Origin of the sequence: Paracoccus sp. MA (genome assembly GCF_020990385.1) — a bacterium.
In the GTDB taxonomy this organism is placed as follows: Bacteria; Pseudomonadota; Alphaproteobacteria; order Rhodobacterales; family Rhodobacteraceae; genus Paracoccus.
Genome location: NZ_CP087597.1, coordinates 603,677 through 620,871, shown reverse-complemented (window position 1 = coordinate 620,871; position 17,195 = coordinate 603,677). Strand labels below are relative to the sequence as shown.

The following is a 17,195-nucleotide window of genomic DNA, read 5'->3' as shown; positions in this document are numbered from 1 at the left end:
TGGGGCTGCTGGGCGCCGCCGTCCTGTACTGGTAAAAATTGCGGCCTCCGTCGCCATGGCTTGACAGGTGCGCCTGACATGCAACATTGGCGCCATGAACAAAGTGGCTGATTGGTTGTCCCATAAGAGCCCGGTCAGTCGGAAAAACGCCGCCGAGACGGTGTTCGAGGATCTGCGAGGCGCAATATTGGCCGGCCGCTTGCCGGTCGGCATCCGGCTGCCTTCCGAGGCGAAGCTGGCCGAGCATTACGGCGTCAGCCGGCCGATCATCCGCGAGGCGATGCGCTCGCTGCAGACGCTGGGGCTGACGCGCAGCCGCAGCGGCAGCGGCAGTTTCGTGATCTCGGACCGGCAGGCGCCGGAACTCGCCTATGGCAATTACTCGGCGCGCGAACTGATCGAGGCGCGGCCCTTCATCGAGATCCCCGCCGCCGGCTGGGCCGCCCTGCGCCGCAACGAAGACGACATGGCCCGGCTTCTGCAGCTGTGCGACAGCATGGAACGGCAGGAGGACGCGCTGAAATGGGTGCGGCTGGATTCGGATTTCCACTGCCTGATCGCCCAGGCCGCCCGCAACCGGCTTTTCGCCCGCATCGTCACCGATTCCCGCGACGCGCTGATGCGCCAGTCCGAGCTGGTGAACCTGATGGCGGACCGGCGCGTGACCTCGAATCACGAACATCGCCGCATCGCCGAGGCGATCGCCGCCGGCTCCGAGGACGAGGCCCGCACCGCGATGCGCGACCACCTGCACGAAGTCGAGCAGGCGATGACCTGGATCATCGGCCAGCAGCCCGCCAATGCGTGATCTTCCGCCCGGCACCCGGCCGGCGCAACAATGCATCGCCCGAACGGCCCCCTGACGCAAGATCACGCATCATGCCGCGACCAAGGTGACTTGACCCCGACGCCCGCTGTGGTAATCGAAGCTGTCAGACAGATTGCGGCGGGCGGGCATGCCCCTACCTCGCCGCGGGTCTGCAAGGGGGGATTGCGCGACCATGCGGCTCGACACGTGACCGGAACCGGACAGAAATCGCTGCTGGCAGTGCTTGCCACCGGCGGCACCATTGCCAGCAGCCGCGGCGCGGACGGCGCCGCGCGGCCGCGGCTGGGGGCCGGGGACCTGCTGGCGCTGCTGCCGCCCATGGCGGTCGAGCTGCGCCCGCGCGAGGTGCTGGCCAAGGATTCCGCCAGCCTGACGCTTTCCGACATGCAGCGCATCAGCGACGCGGTGGCGGCCGAGCTGGCCGACCCCCGCATCGCCGGCATCGTGGCGCTGCACGGCACCGATGCGATGGAGGAAACCGCGCTGCTGGTGCAGCTGCAACACGCGCCGCGCAAGCCGGTGGTGTTCACCGGCGCGCAATTCGCCTCGGATCACCCGCGTTCGGACGGGGGGCGCAACCTAGCCGATGCGGTCCGCGCGGCGCTGCGGCCGGCGGCCGGGCCAGGCGTCACCCTGGCTTTCGGCGGCCGGATGTTCCCGGCCTGGGGGCTTTACAAGTTCACCTCGGACGCGCCGGACGCCTTCCGCCGCGTGGCCGAAGAGGGCGCGACCGTCACCCGGCCCCTGCCCGCGCCGGTCGGCGGCTTCCGCGTCGATATCGTCGCCACCCATCCCGGCAGCGACGGTCTGCATCTCGAGGCCAGCCTGGCCGCCGGGGCGCGGGGCATCGTCATTTCGGCGCTGGGTTCGGGCAATGCGACAGCCGAGCTGGTCGCGGCCATCGCGCGCGCCAAGGCCCAGGGCGTCGTGGTGGTGGTCTCCAGCCGCGTGCCCGAAGGGCTGCTGTCGCCGATCTATGGCGGCGGTGGCGGCGGTCACGACATGCGGCGCGCGGGCGCCATCCACGCCCGGCTGCTGCGCCCCGGACAGGCGCGCATCCTGCTGGCGGCGATGCTGGCCAATCGCTGCACCGAGACGGAAATCGCCCAAGCCTTCGAATCCGCGCCGCAGACGGTGTAATATCACGTCATATCAATCTAATGCGATTGATATAGAAAGTATTTTCCAGGCGTGATTCAGGCTCCTTGAGAAGCCCCTGACAATGAGCAGCCCGCCTGTCTGGCCGAGCCGCAGATGGCCCGGCTTCGGCCACAGGGGCCCAGCAACGGCGCGCGACCGGTCGGCGACCTCAGGAAGCTGTTCTTTCCCCGGACTTCGCCGATCCTAGGAGAGGAACACTGTCCCTAGCCGGCCGCGAGGCATTGCGGAACCTGGCCGAGGCCCTGAACATCGCCCGCCACGACAGCATCGAAGATACACGCACCGTCTATTGCGGGACGTTTGCGAAACCCCTTGCGTGCGGGCTGCATGTCGGCCGGAACCGCGCGGCCTATTCCGCGCGCCGCGACCGGATGATCGCGGCGCTGGACCGTGAACTGCCTGCCGAATGCACTTCACCCGGTCCGAGGGCGGGATGTCCGTCTGAATGACCTTTCGATCCGTCCCTCGATGCCGCGCGGCTCCCCGAGCTGATGCTGGCGGTGCGGCAGGGCCATCGGCTCGCGGAAAGCCAGACCGTCCGGCCCGAGGCTCTGGTGAACGAGACTCTGATCACCGTGCCGGTTCCGGTCGAGCGGCTGGACATCTTCACGCGCTTCCTGCTGCCCGCCCGTCCTCCCGGCCCGGCATATCACCGCGGAATCCATCGACATGATGCTGCAGCTGGTCGCCGCCGGCCGCTGCATCACGGTGCTTCCCGATTGGCTTTTGCGCGAAGCGGCCGCGAGCATGCCGATCCGACTGCTGAAAATCGGCTACCAGGGCCTGCACAAAAGCATCAACCTGGGCACCCGCGCCGGCGAAAGCCGGATCGAACACATGGCCGGATTCTTTCGGCTCGTGCGCTCCGTTGAGCCCTGACGCGCAGGCTTGGCGAATGCCGCCCGTCGTCCCATTCGCCCGGTATGCGACCCGATGTGCTATATGCTGACCAAGGCGTGCAGCACGCCGTAGCAAGGTCAGCCCGACAGGAGTAGGTGCCCTGAACAGAAAATCCCCGGTCTATCTGAACGCCTTGCGCGCTTTCGAGGCCAGCGCCCGGCATGGCAGCTTTTCGGGCGCGGCGGCAGAGCTCAATGTCACGCCCGCCGCCGTCGGACAGATGGTGCGCGGACTGGAGGATTGGTTGGGTCACCCGCTTTTCCACCGCAGCCCGACAGGCAAGGCGCGGCTGACCGCCACCGATGCGGCCGAGCGCGCCCTGCCGGACATTCGCGCCGGCCTCGACCGGCTGGGCATCGGGCTGGAACGGCTGCGCGAGGTCACGACGGGCGGCATCCTGAACGTCACCGTCAGCCCCGCCTTCGCCGCCAAATGGCTGCTGCCGCGCATCGACCGCTTTCAGGCCCGGTGCCCCGATACCGATATCCGCCTGGAGACCAGCCTGAAGCTGGCCGATTACGCGGCGCAGGGAATCGATGTCGGGATCCGCTACGGCAAGGGCGACTGGCCCGGCCTCGTCGCCGAAAAGCTGATGGACGAGGAGGTCTTTCCCGTCTGTGCCAGCCGCTTCCGCGAGCGGCACAACCTGACCGCTCCTGCCGACCTGCTTCGCGCGACTTTGATCCACGATCATTCCGTCGACCCCGCCCTGGGCTTCGTCACCTGGGAGAGATGGCTGCGAGCCGCCGGCGTGACGGACGAGGCGCCGCAGCGCGGCATGGGCATCAACAACTCCGCATCCGTGCTTCAGGCCGTGATCGAGGGCCGCGGGGTGGCGCTGGCCCGCAGCATCCTGGCGCATGATGACCTGGCCGCCGGACGGTTGTGCCGGCTGTTCCCGCAAGTGCATGTGCCGTCGAAACTGGCCTATTACGTCGTCCATCGCCGCGAATATGCGGCCCTGCCGAAGCTGAAGACCTTCAGGGACTGGCTGTTCGAGGAAGCCGCAGCCACGCTGCGCTGCACGGCGGGCCGCTTTCGCTCGGGATAGTTTTTCTTTTCCGCGGTCAAGAAAGTCTCGTTTGTCAAATCCCCATCGCCGGACACATGTGGAAGCTTCCATTCCGTGACGCAGAGGGATGACAATGGGCAACATCCAGGACCGGGCAGTCTACCTCTATGCGATGGAGGCGCTTCGGTCGGCGCGGCCCTGGTCTATTCAAGCCGAGTTTTCGATGCCCCCGACGCGCCTGGAAAATGAGGTCCTGGCCGAGAAGGCGAGCATGGCGCCGGGAGGCCGCCCCGGTTCCGTCGTGGCGGATGGGCCGCGACGCTTGCCTGTCCTGATTCTCGGCGGTGGGCTTTCCGGCCTCACCGCCGCGTGGCACCTCTATCGCGCGGGCGTCGGGTTCCTGCTGGTCGAGGCGCGCGACCGGCTGGGCGGTCGTATCCTGACGGCCGGCGCGAATGGGTTGCCCGCCTCGGACGCGTTCGATCTCGGCCCCTCGTGGTTCTGGCCCGACATGCATGCCGGCATGGACCGCGTCGTCAGGGAACTGGGCCTTGCCGCCTTCGCGCAGGCCAGCGAAGGGTCGCTGCTGTTCCAGCGCGCGGGCAGCGCGGCGCCCGAGCGTTATCCGACGATGCGGCAGGAGCCGGCCTCGATGCGGCTGGCCGGCGGCACCGGCGCGATCATCGCGGCACTGGCCGCTCGGCTGCCGGCCGACAGCATTCGCCTTGGTCTCCGCGTCGACCGGATCACCCGCACCGAGAATGGCGTCGCCGCGCATGTCGCGGGCTCGCCCGAACCGATCACGGCCGCCCATGTCATCTGCGCGCTGCCGCCGCGCCTGCTGGCCGGGACCATGGCCCTGGACCCCGCGCCCGAGCCCCGAACCCTTGCCCTCTGGCGCGCTACGCCCACATGGATGGCGCCGCATGCCAAGTTCTTCGCGATCTACGACCGTCCCTTCTGGCGGGATGCCGGGCTGTCGGGCACGGCGCATAGCCAGATCGGCCCGCTGGTCGAAATCCACGACGCGACCACGGCTTCGGGCACGGCGGCGCTGTTCGGTTTCGTGGGCGTTCCGGCAGCCCATCGGTCGCAGGCGGGGCGTGATGCGGTCATCGTGGCAAGCGTTGCGCAACTGGGGCAGCTGTTCGGGCCAAATGCACTCGCCCCTCAAGCCACACTCTACAAGGACTGGGCCGCCGACCCGCTGACCGCGACGCCGCTGGACCAGGCCGCCGGAGACCATCCCCTCGGCGGCAAGCGCGACTGGAGCGGCGACATCTGGCAGGATAGCCTGACGCTTGCGGGCAGCGAAACGGCCATCCACGACCCCGGCTATCTCGCCGGCGCCATCGAGGCCGGAGAACGCGCCGCCGCCGCGCTGATCCGCCAGCACCTCAAGCACAGGAGCGCAAAGCCGTGACAGCCACCTATCGCGCCATGCAGATCGCAGAACCGGGCCGGCTGGAGCTGGTCGAGCGGCCTGTCCCGCAGCCGCAGCCCGGCCATGTCCTCATCGCGGTCGAGGCCTGCGGGATTTGCGGCGCGGACAGCGGCGATATCGAGCATGGCACGCCCGGCCGCATCCCCGGCCATGAGGTCGTCGGCCGCATCGCGAAGCTGGGCGAAGGCGTGCCCCCAATCTGGCGCATCGGCCAGCGCGTCGGGGTCGGCCGGTTCGGCGGCCATTGCGAAACCTGCCGCGAATGCCGCCGGGGCCGGTTCCACCTGTGCCGCAACCAGCCCGTCCTCGGCGCATCCTGCGATGGCGGCTATGCCGAGATGACCGGCGCGCGCCCGATGATCGAGACCATGCCGCTGGAGCGCGCCATGGAGGCCTATCGGAAAATGCGCTCGGGGGATGTGAAATTCAGGATGGTCCTGACGATGAAGGAGCATGCACATGCGCATCAATGACGACCTGACGCAGCCGGTTCTGGTGCAATCCGCCGAACTGGACTGGATGCCCAGCCCCGCAGCGGGGGTGGACCGGCGGATGCTGTATCGCCTGGGCGACGAGGTGGCGCGGGCGACCTCGCTGGTCCGCTATGCGCCGGGCAGCGCCTTTCTCCGCCATATCCACAGCGGCGGCGAGGAAATCCTTGTCCTCGAGGGCACCTTCCAGGACGAGCATGGCGACTATCCCGCGGGCAGCTATTTCCGCAATCCGCCCGGCACCTCGCATGTGCCCGCCTCGCAGGACGGCTGCACGATCTTCGTCAGGCTCTGGCAATACCGCGCGGGCGACAACCTGCAGGTCGTGCGCCAGCCCGGCGAGGGCGAAACTGTTGCCCCTCGCCCCGGCGCCAGCGCAGCACGGCTGCTGTTCGAGGATGCGGCCGAGCGTGTTACCGTCGAGGACTGGCAGCCCGATGCCGATATCACCGTCGAGAACCCGCGCGGGCTGGAGTTCCTCGTCCTGTCGGGCAGCCTGGCCATCGGCGACGAAACGCTGGAGGCGCAGGGCTGGGGCCGCTTCCCCTCAGGGCAGGCTCTCAGGGCCACCGCCGGGGCGAATGGCGCGCAGATCTGGATCAAGGACGCACCGCTTCAACACCCGGATGTATTGCCGATGCCCGACTAACTTCGGGAATCGTCGGCCCAGACGCCCTATCGGCGCCCAGCCATTCCAGCAGCGCGCCGCCCTCGGGACGAAAGGATCGTCCTGCCGTCCGAGACGGCATCCAGTCGCTCCGGCGGCGCGCAGGAAACAGTTATTGAAACACCTCCTCAGGCCCTTGGGGGCCTTGAAACGACCGGGGCGGTCAACCACCGGGAAAGGACCAGAATGTCGGATCACCACCATACCGCGCCGAGAAACACCTGGATGCTCACGGCCGCCCAATCGCTTGGCGGCGCCAGCACGCCTATCGTGGTGTCCCTTGGCGGTCTAGGTCAGCCAGCAACTGTCCTCGAACCCGGCGCTGGTGACCCTGCCGGTCAGCCTGCTGAACCTGGGGCTGGCGCTGGGGACGATCCCGGCGGCCGTGGCGATGCGCCATTTCGGCCGGCGTTCCAGCTATGTCTTCGGTGCCATGATCGGCATGCTGGCCGGGCTGGTTGCCACGACGGGCATCGTCTGGGCCAGCTTCCTGATCTTCTGCGCCGGCACCTTCCTGGCCGGTTTCTACTCGGCCTATGTGCAAAGCTACCGCTTCGCCGCAACCGACGGTCTTGGCGGGCATGACCGGGAAAGGGCCATCGCGCGGGTGATGCTGGGCGGCCTCGCCGCCGCGATCATCGGCCCGCAACTGGTGATCTGGACGCGGGAGGCGCTGCCCGGCCATGCCTTCGCGGGGCCCGAAGAACGCGGCAAGGCGCAAGGGGTCAACGACTTTGTGGTTTTCGGCGCCGTGGCCTGCGCATCCTTCTTCTCCGGCTCGCTTCTTCACAGCTCGGGCTGGGGCACGGTCAACCGGATGGTCTTTCCGGCGGTCGCCTTCGTGCTCGCACCTCTGCTCTGGCGTGCGACCCGAACCAGAAACGCGGCGGTCCGCTGAGCGCGATCATATAAACTCATGAAGGTTGAAATCTTTTCGCGGTCTTGTCGAAGAAAGATGGATTACACCGTGTCTTGAAGGCCGAAACCCAGGGCGACCGGAAATGTGCGCCCGGCCATCTTCCCGTGAAACCCCGAGGATGCCGGGCAGAGTACTTGAAATTGTCTGAACCGCAGGCATGCGGTGGGAGGAACAGATGGACAAGACATCCGATCAGCAGCGCGAAAAGGTCATCCTGGCCTCGGTCATGGCGGCGGCATCGAACCCCGGCTGGCTGACCAGCGACCGGGTCGAGGCCCTGACCGGAGGCCATGGGATGCTCAACATCCCCGTCGTCGCGGTCTGCAACGTGATCGCGACCGAGCTGCGCCGCGGCGTCAGCCCCGAGGTGAAATTCGCCGATGCCGTCCACCAGCCGATTGACGACCTGCTGGCCAAGGCGATCAAGGTGGCGAAGGACGGCGGCGCGGACGGCGCCAACGCGGCGCTGATCGCCGCGACGATCCTTTACCTGGTCGGCGCGAATGCGCAGGTCGGCATCCCGGCGGGCAACCGCAAGCTGGGCTCCTCGGCGCGCATGATCGCGGGGGTCAGCCGCTCGGGCCTTGCCGCGGTGCCGACGGCCAAGATGAACAACAAGATCTCGGGCTTCGCCGCGGTCTCGGCGGTCTATGACGCGATGATGAAGGGCAAGCTGTCGCCGATCCAGGGCCGCGACATCCCCGAGGGCGTCGGCGGCGGCGTGATGGTCGGGCACGGCGCCCTGGGCGAGGATTTCATCTTCCCCGGCATGGCCGAAAAAGGCGCCGCCATCGGCACCAAGGCGATGATGGACGCCATGTCCGGCGCCGGCATGCCCAGCCAGAAATTTCTGTCGGCGCTGTTCGGCGCCGCCGCCATCCTGGAGATCATCCATCCCGACGCCGATGTGCGCGAGGAATACGGCCCCTATGGCAAGGTCACGAGCGCCTATGTCGCCGGCCTGTCCGCCGTGCGCACCGCCGGACTGCCGGAAAAGCTGCATGTCCGGATCACCGGCAAGGAAGTCGATACCGGCAAGCTGATCGGCGACCTGGGCCTGATCCTCAAGGATATCGGCGGGCCGACCGTGATCGGCATCATGGCGCTGGACGAGATCATCTCGGTCTTCGAAGAGGGGATCTGCGGCGCCGGCGCCGGCCCGGTGAACCCGCCGCTTGGCCATGTCTGCGGCGATGCGGTGATCGCGCTCTTGTGCCTGCTGGAGGACGGCTCGACCGAGCAATCGGTCGCCAAGGCGCTGCGCGAGCGCAGGCTGGCGACCAGCTTCGACCCCGACACCGCGATGATCGCCATGAACATCATCGGCCGCAAGGCCACGCAGGTCTGCAACGGGCCGGTAACGGATGCGCTGATCATCGCCTCGACGCCGGTGCTGACGCGGGTGCTTTATGACCGCGCCAGCCGCACCTATGACGAGCTGTCCGCGGGCAAGAGCCTGGGCGACATCGTCCGCGAACTGGACCATGAACGCCAGCTGCGGGTCGAAAAGCGCGGCGCCGAGGCGCTGACCAGGGCCAAGGGCAAGACGGTCAAGGTGCATTTCACCAGGATCGCCAAGGGCGCGCGCCGCTCCAGCAAGATGGCGGCGCGCTGGCTGGCCTTCGACCCGGCGCTGGACGCCGAGGTGACGCTGGGGGACGAGACCATCCGCATGGAAGGCGTCATCAACGCCGTCGTCCCCGAGGTCGCGCAGGGCATCGGCAAGGAACGCGCGCCGTTCCTCTCGGTGCTTGCGCCCATCGCCAGCGAGCTGCTGCTGGCCGGCAACGTGATCGTCAACGTCACCGTTCCGGCGGTGGTGGCGGCGGCCATGGGCAAGATGTCGCCCTCGGACGCGGCGCTTGAGGCGCAGACGGCCGGCATCATCTCGGCCGGCATCCCGGGCACCAAGGCCAAGGCCGAGGCCGCCGCCCTGGTGGCCGTCGAGACCATGGCACTGTGATGGCGGATACCGGCGTCATCCTGCTGATGGCCCAGATCGACGACGCGCCCGGCGAATTGCTGGGGCGCGTCATCAGCCAGATGGCCGACATGGGCGCCCGAAACGTCCAGCTGCTGTCGAGCCTGGGCAAGAAGGGGCGTCCCGGCTACGTGCTGCTGGTCGACATCGAGGCCGGGGACGAGGCGGAATTCGCCGTGCTTCTGGCGGCCGAGCTGGGGATCTGGGGCTATCGCGTGCTGGAATCGCAGCACAAGCATTTCGACATCCGCCGCTATCAGACCCGGCTGGAGCTGCGCTGGAATGGCACCAGCCGCCGCTTTCCGCTGCGCATCAAGCGCATCCTCAGCGATGGCGTGTTCATGCGCGCCAAGGCAGAACACGACGATCTGGCGGCGATCTGCGCCGCCATGGCCGAGGACAGACCCATCCCCCTGGCGGTGCTGAAGGCGGCAGCGGAAACGGCGGTGGGCACGATCGAGCCGCCGGACATCCTTGCCGTCGATCTGGACGAGCCGGCCCGCTAGACTGGGCATGATTGGAAAGGAACGCGCAGATGCATATCCATCTTGACGCCCTGGGCGGGGTCGCGGGCGACATGTTCGTGGCCGCCCTGCTGGACGCCTGGCCCGACCTGGCCGGCGAGGTGCAGGCCAATCTGCGGCTGGCCGGGTTGGACGCCGATGTGCATGCCGAACCCGTGGCCCATGACGACGGGGTGCTGACCGGGCATCGCTTCGTCGTGACGAAGAACGGCAAGACCGACGGTCACGCCCAAGCGCATGACCATCCTCACGACCACGACCATGGGCACGGGCACCATCATCACGGGCATCACCCCCACGCCGACGACCACCACGGCCACCATCACCACACCCATTGGCGCGAGTGGCGGGCCAGCCTTCAGGCCAGCGGCCTGCCCGAGCCGGTCAAGCAGGCGGCCATCGGCATCTTTCACGAACTCGCCACGGCCGAGGCGCAGGTCCATGGCAAGGAACTCGACGCCGTCGCCTTTCACGAGGTCGGCAACTGGGATTCCATCGCCGACATCGTCGCCGCCGCCACCCTGATCGTGGGCGCCGGCGCGACCGGCTGGTCGGTCGGCTCGCTGCCTCTGGGCCGGGGCTGGATCGAGACTGAGCATGGCCGCCTGCCGGTCCCCGCCCCGGCCACCACCCTGCTGCTGCGCGGCTTCACCTTCCACGACGACGGCCACCCCGGCGAACGGATCACGCCGACGGGTGCCGCCATCCTGCGCTATCTGGCGCCGGCACCGGGCATCGGCGCCAGCCCGCGCCGGCTTGCGCGCAGCGGGATCGGCTTCGGCACCCGCCGCTTTCAAGGCATGAGCAACGTCCTGCGCGTCCTGGCCCTGACCGATGAGGATGGTCGAACCGAGGATCGCGTCGGCGTCATCCAGTTCGAGATCGACGATCAGAGCGGCGAGGAACTGGCCGCCGCGCTGGACCGGATCCGCGCCGATCCCACCGTCATCGACGTGACCCAAAGCCTTGCCATCGGCAAGAAGGGCCGGATGATGGCCGCCATCCAGGTCCTGACCCGGCCCGAGGCCGTCGCCCGGGTCAGCGCGCTTTGCTTTCGCCAGACGACCACGCTGGGCCTGCGCAGCCGGATCGAGGCCCGGGCAATTCTTCCGCGCCGCGCCGTGACCGCCGAGGGCGGCATCCGCGTCAAGCTGGCCGAGCGCCCCGGCGGCACCACCGCCAAGGCCGAGATCGACGATGCCGCGACCGCCGACAGCCAGAAGCAACGCGCCGAGCTGCGGCGGGCCGCCGAGGCGCAGGCATTGCAGGAAAAGGTGAAAGACTGATGCAAACCGCGGATTTCCTTAGCCGGCTGCATGGGGTTTTCGACAGCGCCGGGCCGGCCGCCGTGGCGGTCTCGGGCGGCGTCGACAGCATGACACTGGCCTATGTCGCGCATCGAGCCATGGGCAGGGACGTGACCATGTTCCACGCCTCGTCCCCTGCCGTGCCGCAGGCGGCAACGGCGCGCATCCGGGACTATGCGGCCCGCCACGGCTGGCAGTTGCGCATCGTGGACGCGGGCGAGTTTTCGGATGAAAGATACCTTTCAAACCCCTCGAACCGTTGCTTTTTCTGCAAATCGAACCTTTACGGCACGCTGGCCGGGCATACCGAAGCGCAGCTGTTTTCAGGCACCAACATGGACGATCTGGGCGATTGGCGCCCCGGTCTGAAGGCCGCCGAGGCCAACCATGTGCGCCATCCTTTCGTCGAGGCGGGCATGACCAAGGCCGATGTGCGCGCCATGGCGGCCGCGCATGGGCTGCACGACCTGGCCGAGATGCCCTCGGCCCCCTGCCTGTCCAGCCGGATCGAGACCGCGCTGCGCATCGAGCCGCAGACGCTGCACGCCGTGGACCGCATCGAGACCCTGCTGCGCGACGAACTGGCGCCAAGGACCGTGCGCTGCCGCGTCCGCGCTACGGGGGTGGTGGTCGAGCTTGATCCCGCCGCCCTGTCGCGGCTTTCTCCCGAACACCAACGGGCCTTGACGCAAAAGATCGGCGCAGCCTTCGGCAGCGACCGGCCCGTCCTGTTCCAGGGCTATACGCGCGGCAGCGCCTTTCTTCGCGAGCAAACCGAATGACCGAGATCCGACTGGACTTTCAACGGCACGAGCGTGTCGGCTTTGGCGAAGCCATCCTCTGCGCCCGGAAATCGGATGCGCAGCTGGCGACGATCATGGACCATGTGTTCGAGCGCGGCGAAAGCTGCCTCATGACACGGCTTGAACAGGACGTCTTCGAACGCTTCCCGGCCGATCACCGGGCGCGGCTGGATTACGACCCGATCTCGCGCATCGGCTATTTCAACTGGACCCCACCCGAAGCGCCTGGCCCCGCGCAGATCGCCGTCGTCTCGGCCGGCAGTTCCGACATGCCGCAGGCGGCCGAGGTCATCCGCACCCTGACCTATCTGGGTGCCCCGACGCAGCAATTCATCGATATCGGCGTGGCCGGCCTGTGGCGCCTGCTGGGCAATGTCGAGGAGCTGCAGAAATTCCCGGTGATCGTCGCGGTCGCCGGCATGGACGGCGCCCTGCCAAGCGTGCTGGGCGGGCTGGTGCCGGGGGTGATCATCTGCCTGCCCACCTCAACCGGCTATGGAGCATCTCATGGCGGGCAGACGGCGCTGAACGCGGCGCTGGCCTCATGTGCGCCGGGGCTGACGGTGGTCAATATCGATAACGGCTATGGCGCCGCCTGCGCGGCCTACCGGGCGCTGAACATGATCCGCAAGGCCGCAGCCCTGGCTGAGAGGCGCTGACGGCGGAAGGCGCAGCTTTTTCCAAGCTGCGCCTTCCTGGCAATACAGGCTGGGACAGGCCTATTGCCCGATCACCTTCTTCCACTCGCGAATGGCGACGGATTCGAACAGGCCCGCCTGCGCGTAAGGATCTTGCGCGGCCCACTGGCTCGCCGCTTCGATATCCTCATGCTCGACGACCAGGATGCTGCCGCAGGGTGTCTGCCCCTCATCCAGCAGCGGCCCGGCGATATAGACGCCGGGGGTGGAATCCAGCCATTCCAGATGGGCCGGGCGGTTGGCCATGCGGATGTCCAGCGCATCGGGCTTGTCGGTGCAGATGAAGGCAAAGAGCATGGGTTTCTCCTTTTGGTTGTCCGGGAAGCCCCGGTCCTGGTTGAAGCGAAGGGGTCAGCCCGCCAGCCCCGCGGCGCGGCGGACCAGCATGTAGATCGCGACCAGCACGACCAACGCGGCGAAACCCGTGTGCAGGCTGCCCCTGCGCGTGGACAGATGCCGCGCCAGTCGCGCCCCCAGCATCCCGCCCGATAAGCCGCCGACCACGAAGACCCGCGCCAGCGGCCAGTCGACATGGCCCACGCGTGCATAGTTCAGCGCCGTGGTCAGCCCGAAGGCCGTCACCGCGACCAGTGACAAGGCGACGGCAATACCGGCCGCGCCGGCGCCGAGGATGACGACTTCATGGTGCAGGGCGGCTGTGGCGGTGGGATCAGGCATGAATCCTCCGTTCGCGGCATGGCGACCTTGATTTCGTGGGTTTCCAGGGATGCAGGCGCCCGCGATGCTGCGCCCCGCCGTCAAAGCTCGTTCAGCGGCACCTTGAGATGGCGCTTGCCCTTTTCGTCGGGCTCGGGAAGGGCGCCGGCCTTCATGTTGACCTGAAGCGAGGGGATGATCAGGCGCGGCATTCCCAGCGTGGCGTCGCGGGCCTCGCGCATGGCGACGAATTCATCCTCGGTCACGCCGTCGTGGACATGGATATTGTGGGCGCGCTGCTCGGCCACGGTGGTCTCATTGCGGATGTCGCGCCCGTTGGGGCCGTAATCATGGCACATGAACAGCCGCGTCGCGGGCAGCAGGTCCAGCACCCGCCGGATCGAGCGGTAAAGCATCCGCGCATCGCCGCCCGGAAAATCGGCCCGCGCCGTGCCGCCGTCAGGCATGAACAGCGTGTCGCCCACGAAAGCCGCATCGCCGATCACATAGGTCAGGCAGGCAGGCGTATGGCCCGGCGTGTGCATGACGCGGCACTCCATCGTGCCGATCCGGAAAATGTCTCCGTCCCGAAACAGCGGGTCGAATTGCGATCCGTCGCGACGGAACTCGGTGCCTTCGTTGAAGACCTTGCCGAAGGTCTCCTGCACCACGGTGATCTGCTGGCCGATGCCGATCTTGCCGCCAAGCGCCTGTTGCAGATAGGGCGCGGCAGACAGGTGATCGGCATGGACATGGGTCTCCAGCAGCCATTCCAGCCGCAACCCCTGCTCGCGCACGCGGGCGATGATGCGGTCGGCGGAATCGTAAGACAGTCGACCCGCCGCATAATCCAGGTCCAGCACGGAATCGACAATCGCGCAGGCGTCGGACCCCGGATCACGGACGATATAGGAGAAGGTGTTCGTCGCTTCGTCGAAGAAGGCTTCGACCTGGGGGGATGACGTCATTCTGTCCTCCATCGTTATGGGACTACAGGGCGGGATCGCTGCACCAGTCCAGCAGATAGGCGATCGACTGGTAGGGACGGCCGGAATGCTCGGACAGCCCGATCTCGCAGGTGATGCTGGTCGAATAGCCGCGCGTGACCCGTTCCGGCAGCTTGTCGCGCAGGGTCCGCAGGGCGCTGGCGTTCAGTTCCGGCACCTCGAAACCCTTATTGCCGGCAAAGCCGCAGCATTCGATATCGGGCGGCACGATCACCTCCTCGGCGCAGGCTTCGGCAAGGGCCAGCAGCCGGTCGGCCTGCCCCATCTTGCGGGTGCTGCAGGTGATATGCAGCGCAATGCTGCCTGCACGGCGGCGGATGGACAGGCGCGGCAGGACCAGTTCCGCCAGCGCCTCGGTCACGTCCATCGGGCGCATGTCCTCGGCCAGTTCCTGCCGCATGCGGAAACTGCAGGGACTGGTGTCCGAGACGACGATGCCGCCGCCTTGGGCCCGCAGATGCCCCTCAAGCCGGATGGCGCTGTCCCTTGCGGCTTGCGGATAGCCCTTGCTGGCGAAGGGCTGGCCGCAGCATTGCCCCTCGCCAGCCGGGGTAATGCGGACCGGGTAGCCCGCGCGCCGGAACAGCACCGCCAGAACGTCCCAGAGCGGGCGGGGGTCGGGCATGCCGCGGACGGGCGCGGCAACGGTGCTGACGCAGCTTCGAAACAGCAGGATCTGCGGCAGGTCCGCATCCGGGGCCTCGCCTGCGGGATCGCGCAGGGCAGGCGCGGGCCTGGGCAGCCAAGGCGTCCATTGCGGCACCCTGCTGCCCGAGACGCGGCGCAGTCCCCGCGTGATGCCGGTCATCGCGCCTTTGCCCAACACGACATAGGCGCGGTCGCTGGTCCAAAGCCCGGCCTTGGCGGCCTTCATCACCGCGCCCAGTTGCCGCTCGGCCGCATGGGCAAGGCCGCGCCCGGCAGCACCGTGGCGGAGGGCGCGGCGGCTGCGCATCATCTCGCCCGTGTCGATGCCCACGGGGCAGCTCATGGCACAGAGCCCGTCGCCCGCACAGGTATCCACGGCGGCATAATCATAGCTTTTGTCGAAACTGGCATCCTGCGCGCCGCGCGCCAGCGCACGCGTCGCGACGATTCGCTGGCGCGGCGTGGTGGTCAGCGCGCGCGAGGGGCAGACCGGCTCGCAAAAGCCGCATTCGATACATTTGTCGATCAGCGGATCGGCCACCGGCAGGGATTTCAGCGCCTTGAGATAGATCTGGGGGTCGTCGGACAGGATCACGCCGGGATTCAGCACGCCCGCCGGATCGAAGGCGCGCTTGATGCGCCGCATCAATTCGTAAGCCTTGCTGCCCCATTCCAGCTCCACGAAGGGCGCCATCGCCCGCCCCGTGCCGTGTTCCGCCTTCAGCGAGCCGTGGAAACGGTTCGAGACCAGTTCCGCCACCTCGTCGATCAGCCGGGCATAGCGGGCGATGTCCTCGGGACTGTTGAAGGCTTGGGAAAAGACGAAATGCAGGTTGCCGTCCAGCGCATGGCCGAAGATCACCGCATCGCCGTAATCCAGCCGGTCGAAGATTTCGCGAATGGCAAGGGCGGCTTCGGCAAGGCTGTCGATGGGAACGGCGATATCCTCGACGATCACCGTCGAGCCGGGCGCGCGCATGCCGCCCACGGCGGGCAGCAGCCCCTTGCGCACGTTCCAGTAAGCCGCATAGGTCCGCGGGTCTTGCGAAAAGCGCACCGGCTCCAGCGGCGCGAAGGGCGCGATGGCCGCCGTCACCGATCGCATCTGCGCGGCAAGGGCCTCGGCGTCGTCGGCGCGCAGGTCGACCAGCAGCGCGGCGGTGCCCCGCGGCATATGCGCGAAGCTGTCGGGTACGCCGGGCTGGCCAAGCGCCGAGCGCAGCGATGCGTAATCCATCATCTCGACCGCCGAGACCGGCTGCGCCTTGAGCGCGGTGGCCGCCGAACAGGCGATCCGCACATCCGCGAAAAAGACCAGCGCCGCCGATTGCTTCGGGGGCGCGGGCACGGTTTCCAGCGTCACCTCGCAGATGAAGGCCAGCGTGCCCTCGGATCCGACGATCAGGTGCTGGAGGATCTCGAACGGGTCATCGTAATCGACCAGCGCGTTCAGCGAATAGCCGGTGGTGTTCTTGATCGCGAACTTGCGCCGGATCAGCGCGCCCAGTTCGGCGTCGTCCCGCACCGCGCGGGCAAGCGCGGCCAGTTCGTCCAGCAGCGCGCCATGGCTGGCCCGGAAGGCGCGGCGGCTTTCGGGATCGGCGGTGTCCAGCGTTGTCCCGTCCGCCAGCACCAGCCGCATGGAGCGCAGGGTGCGATAGCTGTTCTGTTCCGTCCCGCAGCACATGCCGCTGGAATTGTTGGCGATGATCCCGCCGATCATCGCCGCCGAGATCGAGGCCGGGTCGGGGCCGATCTTGCGCCGGTGCCGCGCCAGCCGCGCATTGGCCTGCGCCCCGATCAGGCCGGGGCCCATGCGCACGCTTGCGGCATCCTCGTCCGCCTCGAACCGGCGCCAGCCGTTCGGGCCCATCTTGACCAGCACGCTGTCGGTCACGCTCTGCCCCGACAGGCTGGTGCCCGCCGCGCGGAAGGTGATCGGGACGCCCGTGCGGCTGGCCGCGCGGCAGATGGCGACCACCTCGTCCTCGGTCTCGACCAGGATCACCGCGCGGGGCAGCAGGCTGTAGGGGCTGGCATCGGCACCGTGAACGGTGCGCGAAAACGCGTCCAGCAGGAATCGCCCGGCAGGCACCACCTGCCGGACGGCTGCCGCGAAGCCGTCGAAATCGGTTTCCGGCAGCATG

Annotated in this window: 17 protein-coding genes; 13 read left to right on the top strand and 4 right to left on the bottom strand. The window is 67.9% G+C overall.

The features are described from left to right. Nucleotides 1–187: 187 nt before the first annotated feature. From LOS78_RS03190 to larB, 13 genes are all read left to right on the top strand, one after another. Nucleotides 188–808, top strand: coding sequence for a FadR/GntR family transcriptional regulator (locus tag LOS78_RS03190; RefSeq protein ID WP_230376884.1), 621 nt, complete (start codon nucleotides 188–190; stop codon nucleotides 806–808). Between the two features lie 207 nt (nucleotides 809–1,015). After that, the gene (locus LOS78_RS03185) at nucleotides 1,016–1,969 is read left to right on the top strand and encodes an asparaginase (protein WP_230376883.1); all 954 of its coding nucleotides are present in this window, start codon (nucleotides 1,016–1,018) and stop codon (nucleotides 1,967–1,969) included. Between the two features lie 690 nt (nucleotides 1,970–2,659). Further along, nucleotides 2,660–2,869: a hypothetical protein gene (locus LOS78_RS03180; RefSeq protein ID WP_230376882.1), complete on the top strand. Its 210-nt coding sequence runs from the start codon at nucleotides 2,660–2,662 to the stop codon at nucleotides 2,867–2,869. Between the two features lie 154 nt (nucleotides 2,870–3,023). After that, nucleotides 3,024–3,941, top strand: coding sequence for a transcriptional regulator GcvA (gene gcvA, locus LOS78_RS03175; RefSeq protein ID WP_230376881.1), 918 nt, complete (start codon nucleotides 3,024–3,026; stop codon nucleotides 3,939–3,941). A gap of 94 nt (nucleotides 3,942–4,035) precedes the next feature. Beyond that, nucleotides 4,036–5,325, top strand: a complete 1,290-nt coding sequence (locus LOS78_RS03170; RefSeq protein ID WP_230376880.1) for an FAD-dependent oxidoreductase — start codon at nucleotides 4,036–4,038, stop codon at nucleotides 5,323–5,325. Further along, on the top strand, nucleotides 5,322–5,819 hold the full coding sequence (locus LOS78_RS03165) for an alcohol dehydrogenase catalytic domain-containing protein (RefSeq protein WP_230376879.1): 498 nt from the start codon (nucleotides 5,322–5,324) through the stop codon (nucleotides 5,817–5,819). Before LOS78_RS03170 ends, LOS78_RS03165 begins: the two co-directional genes overlap by 4 nt. After that, a complete protein-coding gene (locus tag LOS78_RS03160; protein WP_028717281.1) occupies nucleotides 5,806–6,486 on the top strand; it encodes a cupin domain-containing protein in 681 nt (226 codons plus the stop codon). The genes LOS78_RS03165 and LOS78_RS03160 overlap by 14 nt, the downstream gene beginning before the upstream one ends. Before the next feature lie 343 nt (nucleotides 6,487–6,829). After that, entirely contained in the window at nucleotides 6,830–7,402 is a 573-nt protein-coding gene (locus LOS78_RS03155; RefSeq protein ID WP_051476485.1) for a hypothetical protein, read from the top strand. A gap of 196 nt (nucleotides 7,403–7,598) precedes the next feature. Continuing rightward, nucleotides 7,599–9,386: a hypothetical protein gene (locus LOS78_RS03150; RefSeq protein WP_230376877.1), complete on the top strand. Its 1,788-nt coding sequence runs from the start codon at nucleotides 7,599–7,601 to the stop codon at nucleotides 9,384–9,386. Beyond that, nucleotides 9,386–9,910, top strand: a complete 525-nt coding sequence (larC, locus tag LOS78_RS03145; RefSeq protein WP_028717283.1) for a nickel insertion protein — start codon at nucleotides 9,386–9,388, stop codon at nucleotides 9,908–9,910. Before LOS78_RS03150 ends, larC begins: the two co-directional genes overlap by 1 nt. Before the next feature lie 29 nt (nucleotides 9,911–9,939). After that, nucleotides 9,940–11,214: a LarC family nickel insertion protein gene (locus tag LOS78_RS03140; RefSeq protein ID WP_230376876.1), complete on the top strand. Its 1,275-nt coding sequence runs from the start codon at nucleotides 9,940–9,942 to the stop codon at nucleotides 11,212–11,214. Beyond that, complete coding sequence (locus tag LOS78_RS03135; RefSeq protein ID WP_230376874.1) at nucleotides 11,214–12,017, top strand: adenine nucleotide alpha hydrolase; 804 nt, start codon at nucleotides 11,214–11,216, stop codon at nucleotides 12,015–12,017. Before LOS78_RS03140 ends, LOS78_RS03135 begins: the two co-directional genes overlap by 1 nt. Next, nucleotides 12,014–12,697, top strand: a complete 684-nt coding sequence (larB, locus tag LOS78_RS03130) for a nickel pincer cofactor biosynthesis protein LarB (protein ID WP_230376873.1) — start codon at nucleotides 12,014–12,016, stop codon at nucleotides 12,695–12,697. The genes LOS78_RS03135 and larB overlap by 4 nt, the downstream gene beginning before the upstream one ends. 60 nt (nucleotides 12,698–12,757) lie before the next feature. Here the strand turns inward: larB and LOS78_RS03125 are convergent, their stop codons facing one another. From LOS78_RS03125 to LOS78_RS03110, 4 genes are all read right to left on the bottom strand, one after another. Then, nucleotides 12,758–13,033, bottom strand: coding sequence for a YciI family protein (locus tag LOS78_RS03125; RefSeq protein WP_230376871.1), 276 nt, complete (start codon nucleotides 13,031–13,033; stop codon nucleotides 12,758–12,760). A 54-nt stretch (nucleotides 13,034–13,087) separates the two neighbouring features. Beyond that, on the bottom strand, nucleotides 13,088–13,414 hold the full coding sequence (locus LOS78_RS03120) for a sulfite exporter TauE/SafE family protein (RefSeq protein ID WP_230376869.1): 327 nt from the start codon (nucleotides 13,412–13,414) through the stop codon (nucleotides 13,088–13,090). Nucleotides 13,415–13,494: 80 nt separating this feature from the next. Beyond that, the gene (locus tag LOS78_RS03115) at nucleotides 13,495–14,361 is read right to left on the bottom strand and encodes an MBL fold metallo-hydrolase (protein WP_230376867.1); all 867 of its coding nucleotides are present in this window, start codon (nucleotides 14,359–14,361) and stop codon (nucleotides 13,495–13,497) included. Nucleotides 14,362–14,383: 22 nt separating this feature from the next. Continuing rightward, the gene (locus tag LOS78_RS03110) at nucleotides 14,384–17,194 is read right to left on the bottom strand and encodes an FAD-binding and (Fe-S)-binding domain-containing protein (RefSeq protein WP_230376866.1); all 2,811 of its coding nucleotides are present in this window, start codon (nucleotides 17,192–17,194) and stop codon (nucleotides 14,384–14,386) included. Nucleotide 17,195 lies beyond the last annotated feature (1 nt).

Coding starts and splice junctions, on each gene's coding strand:
- LOS78_RS03170 (WP_230376880.1), top strand. CDS start 4,036: ATGGGCAACATCCAGGACCGGGCAGTCTACCTCTATGCGATGGAGGCG.
- LOS78_RS03160 (WP_028717281.1), top strand. CDS start 5,806: ATGCGCATCAATGACGACCTGACGCAGCCGGTTCTGGTGCAATCCGCC.
- LOS78_RS03150 (WP_230376877.1), top strand. CDS start 7,599: ATGGACAAGACATCCGATCAGCAGCGCGAAAAGGTCATCCTGGCCTCG.
- LOS78_RS03135 (WP_230376874.1), top strand. CDS start 11,214: ATGCAAACCGCGGATTTCCTTAGCCGGCTGCATGGGGTTTTCGACAGC.
- LOS78_RS03120 (WP_230376869.1), bottom strand. CDS start 13,414: ATGCCTGATCCCACCGCCACAGCCGCCCTGCACCATGAAGTCGTCATC.
- LOS78_RS03125 (WP_230376871.1), bottom strand. CDS start 13,033: ATGCTCTTTGCCTTCATCTGCACCGACAAGCCCGATGCGCTGGACATC.
- LOS78_RS03115 (WP_230376867.1), bottom strand. CDS start 14,361: ATGACGTCATCCCCCCAGGTCGAAGCCTTCTTCGACGAAGCGACGAAC.
- LOS78_RS03110 (WP_230376866.1), bottom strand. CDS start 17,194: ATGCTGCCGGAAACCGATTTCGACGGCTTCGCGGCAGCCGTCCGGCAG.
- larC (WP_028717283.1), top strand. CDS start 9,386: ATGGCGGATACCGGCGTCATCCTGCTGATGGCCCAGATCGACGACGCG.
- LOS78_RS03140 (WP_230376876.1), top strand. CDS start 9,940: ATGCATATCCATCTTGACGCCCTGGGCGGGGTCGCGGGCGACATGTTC.
- larB (WP_230376873.1), top strand. CDS start 12,014: ATGACCGAGATCCGACTGGACTTTCAACGGCACGAGCGTGTCGGCTTT.
- LOS78_RS03180 (WP_230376882.1), top strand. CDS start 2,660: ATGATGCTGCAGCTGGTCGCCGCCGGCCGCTGCATCACGGTGCTTCCC.